We start from the raw sequence: 3,654 nt of genomic DNA on the forward strand, positions 1-3,654 counted from the left end.
CGCAGGCCCCGCGCTGGGCGGCATATTCCACGGTCAGGCCCGAGAACGGCTCCACACAGGCGCGCGGTTCGTCCTTGAGGGCCTCGCGGGCCATGTTCACGCGCTCTTCGTGGCTGAACAGGGGGCGTTTGGGCGTATTGTCGGCCACGGCCACGATAATCTGGTCAAAAACTTCGCACCCGCGCCGGATAAGGCTGAGATGACCATTGGTCAGCGGGTCGAATGTGCCGGGATACATGGCTATTCTCATGATGCTATCCAGATGCAGACGCGGGTCTGGCCCAGCAGCCTGTCGGTTTCCAGGGTAAAACCCTGGGGCACGGCAAAGCGCGCCTCCTTTTCAATCTCCGCCGTCACAAAGGCTCCGGGCGCAAGCCAGCGATGGGCCGCCAGAAGGCGCAAGGCCGGTTCCGCCAGTTTTTTGCGATAGGGCGGGTCCATAAAAACAAGGTTGTACGGCTCCTGCGGCGGCCGCTTGAGCACTTTGAGCACATCGTCTTTCACAAGCCCTGCCTCGAACTGCACGCCGAGGTTTTCCACATTGGCCTGAAGGCAGCGCATGGCTGCGGTTGAATTTTCCACCAGCAGGGCATGCGGAGCGCCCCGGCTGATGGATTCAAGGGCCAGGCTGCCGCTGCCGGCAAAAAGGTCCAGCACCCGTACCGTGGACCATACCAGCCCACGGGCGACGAGCATTGAAAAGAGGGCTTCGCGGGTTCTGCCCATGGCGGGGCGATAGCCTTCGCCCTCAACAGTTTTCAGAATACGGCCGCCAAGGCGGCCCGCTATGATGCGCATGATGTTTCCATTCTCCTACATGCGCGAAATGAGGCGCGTGAGAGCATAGTCCATTTTTTCCAGAGCTTCCTGCAAATCGGTCTGTTCCACCCAGGGGCGGGCTTCCACATCGGCCAGCTTGCCTTTGAACATGTCCCACTTGCGTTCCACTTCGCTGGTAAGAAAGCCCCAGTCCACCCTGGGATGGGCCTTGGTTTCGTGGGTGACGGTGGCCGTAACCTCGCAGCCGTCCAGCACCATTTCTTCAAGATAGGCGGCAATGCGCGGCTTGAGGCCAAACCGCTGATGGATAAGCCCGGCCAGCGTTTCCTGCGCCTTGATTTCGCCGTGGGTCAGCACTATCTGGGCGCAGTTGTGGGTCAGGGGGGCCAGCCAGTCCAGAAGCTGGCTTTGCCCGGCATGGCCGGAAAAGCCGTTAATGGTGAAAATGCGGGCAGCCACATCCATGTCTTCACCAAACAGGGTTATTTTTTTGGCCTTTTCAACAATTTTACGGCCGGGCGTGCCAACGGCCTGATAGCCCACAAAAACGATGCTCGCGCCGGGCTTCCAGATATTATGGCGCAGGTGATGGCGCACACGGCCCGCATTGCACATGCCGCTGGCGGAAATGACAATGGCCGGCCCCTTGTAGTCGTTGATGGCCTGGGAGTCCGCCACGGACAGGGTGTAGCGCAGGTTGGGCAGCGCAAAGGGATTGTCGCCGTTGTTGAGCAGCTTTTGGGCGGCATCGTCAAAAAGCTCGCGGTTGCGCTCAAAAACTTCGGTGGCGCGGATAGCCAGGGGGCTGTCCACATATACGGGCATGTCTTCGGGCAGCTTGCCCTGCTTGCTCAGGGTGTGCAGGCAGTACAGCACCTCCTGGGTGCGCTCCACGGCAAAGGCCGGAATGATGACTTTTTCGCCTTTGCCGTAGCTGTAGGCAATGGCTTCGGCCAGTTCCTGGTCGCTGCTTTCTTCGTTTTTATGGTCGCGGTCGCCGTAGGTGGACTCCATAAAAACATAGTCGGCCTGCGGCGGGCTTTCGGGGCTGCGCACAATGAGGGCCTGCGGGCGGCCGATGTCGCCGGAAAAGATGAGACTTGTGGTCTTGCCGTCTTCATCGGCCTCAAGGCGTACCGAACCGGAGCCGAGAATATGCCCGGCATCATAATAGGTGACGCGGATGCCCGGCGCAGGCTCAAATGTCTTGTGGTAGTCCACAGGAGAAAAGAGCGACACGGCTTTTTGCGCGTCCTCCACGGTGTAGAGGGCGGCGGGGGGATTTTTCAGGCCCCGGCGCATGTATTTTTTGGCTTCCCACTGGGCTTCCATTTCCTGGATGTGGGCGCTGTCCTGCAGCATGAGGTCCAGCAGTTCGCTGGTGGCCTTGGTGCAGTATACGGGATTATGAAAACCCTCGCGCACAATCCGGGGCAGAAGGCCCGAATGGTCTATATGCGCGTGGGTAATAAGCATGAAGTCGATATCCGTGGGCCGGTAGACTTCTGTTTCGCGGTTGCGGGCGTCAATGGCCTTGTTGCCCTGATGCATGCCGCAGTCAATGCAGAAACGCTTGCCGCATGCCTCAATCATGTAGCAGGAACCGGTCACGGTTTGCGCCGCGCCCAGAAATTGGACCTTCATCATGGCCTCCGGTAAGAGTTGGCGGCAAAAGGCCGCCGGATTACCGAGGCGGCAGGCGGTCTTTTGCGCGTCCGTTTTTCCGCCTTGGCAACGCTGTTTTCAAGCATGGCGCTGCGTTCCGGCTGTGTGCGGCCCGGTGTGCTTGGGCGCAGACGGTAAACGCCTTCGGCGCGGCCCTGTGTTGCGAAAAGCCGCACAGGACTTTTTTCCATAGCCGCTTGGGGCGCGTAGCGTCAAGTTGCCCGCCTGACCGCGCGGCCCATTGCGCTAAAGCTTCGCATTGCCTTTACGTACCGGGCCACATATACTGCGACCCTGATTACACTCCTGCCGCCCGCGGGCGGCAGGATACATTCATACGTTTGCGACCTGGCCGCGAGCCGGCAACAAGGCCGGATAAACCCGCTGCCCGGAATAATGGAAGATACAAAAGGAGTATCCATGCCTGAACTGCAGCAGAATATCGTAGACGATCTTGCCTCCGTGACCACCGAATCCTGGCGTACCTTCCGCATCATGGCCGAAATGGTAGAAGCCCTGGACATCCTCAATGCCCTCAAGGTCAACTGCATTTCCATTTTCGGCTCTGCCCGCAGCACCGCCGAAACGCAGGAATACAAGGATACGGAAAAAATTGCGAAACTTCTGGTAGAGGCCGGTTTCGGCATCATCACCGGCGGCGGCCCCGGCGTTATGGAAGCGGCCAACAAGGGCGCCACCGAGGCCGGGGGCGAGTCTGTGGGCCTGCACATCCACCTGCCGCACGAGCAGGGTTGCAACCAGTATGTTAAAACCCGCTGTAATTTTCGTTATTTCTTCATCCGCAAGTTCATGTTCGTCAAGTACGCCATGGCCTATGTGGTCATGCCCGGCGGCATGGGAACCATTGACGAGCTCTCCGAAGCTTTTGTTCTGGCCCAGACCGGCCGCACGCGCCCCTTCCCCATAGTGCTGTACGATTCCAGCTTCTGGAGCGGCATGGTGGAATGGCTGCGTAAAAACATGGCCGGACGCGGCTTTATCAATGAAAAGGAAATAGACCGGCTTATCACCGTGTGCGATACGCCGGAAGAAGTGGTCAACCATCTGCGCAAGATTGTCATCCTTTAGGATGCCGTATGTGGCGTGACATGCCGGACGCTCTTTTCCCCTTCCCCGGCGGGTCTCGCCCCCGGGGTGGGGGATTTCGCGCCTTTGCGCCTGCGGGGCCTGTGCCTGCGGCCCCGCCCG

At 59.5% G+C, this 3,654-nt stretch carries 4 protein-coding genes; 1 reads left to right on the forward strand and 3 read right to left on the reverse strand.

Translation table 11 applies throughout. From position 1 onward, the window contains the following. The 3 genes from V6C16_RS09295 to V6C16_RS09305 form a co-directional block, all read right to left on the reverse strand. The coding region (locus V6C16_RS09295) for a pantetheine-phosphate adenylyltransferase (RefSeq protein ID WP_333543063.1) at positions 1–250 on the reverse strand (250 nt) is incomplete at its 3' end. Then, a complete protein-coding gene (rsmD, locus tag V6C16_RS09300) occupies positions 247–798 on the reverse strand; it encodes a 16S rRNA (guanine(966)-N(2))-methyltransferase RsmD (RefSeq protein ID WP_333536892.1) in 552 nt (183 codons plus the stop codon). The genes V6C16_RS09295 and rsmD, both read right to left, overlap by 4 nt. 15 nt (positions 799–813) lie before the next feature. Then, positions 814–2,424 carry an MBL fold metallo-hydrolase gene (locus tag V6C16_RS09305; RefSeq protein WP_333536894.1) on the reverse strand — a complete coding sequence of 537 codons (1,611 nt, stop codon included), beginning with the start codon at positions 2,422–2,424 and terminating at the stop codon, positions 814–816. 441 nt (positions 2,425–2,865) lie between these two features. On the opposite strand from V6C16_RS09305, the gene V6C16_RS09310 reads away from it, so the two are divergent. Further along, complete coding sequence (locus tag V6C16_RS09310; protein WP_333536893.1) at positions 2,866–3,534, forward strand: TIGR00730 family Rossman fold protein; 669 nt, start codon at positions 2,866–2,868, stop codon at positions 3,532–3,534. Positions 3,535–3,654: the final 120 nt, after the last annotated feature.

It is taken from the genome of Desulfovibrio sp. 1188_IL3213, assembly GCF_036763145.1.
Taxonomy (GTDB): domain Bacteria; phylum Desulfobacterota; class Desulfovibrionia; order Desulfovibrionales; family Desulfovibrionaceae; genus Desulfovibrio.

What these genes read in the sequence shown, in the direction of transcription:
- V6C16_RS09305 (WP_333536894.1), bottom strand. Translation starts at nt 2,424, where the DNA reads ATGAAGGTCCAATTTCTGGGCGCGGCGCAAACCGTGACCGGTTCCTGC.
- V6C16_RS09310 (WP_333536893.1), top strand. Translation starts at nt 2,866, where the DNA reads ATGCCTGAACTGCAGCAGAATATCGTAGACGATCTTGCCTCCGTGACC.
- rsmD (WP_333536892.1), bottom strand. Translation starts at nt 798, where the DNA reads ATGCGCATCATAGCGGGCCGCCTTGGCGGCCGTATTCTGAAAACTGTT.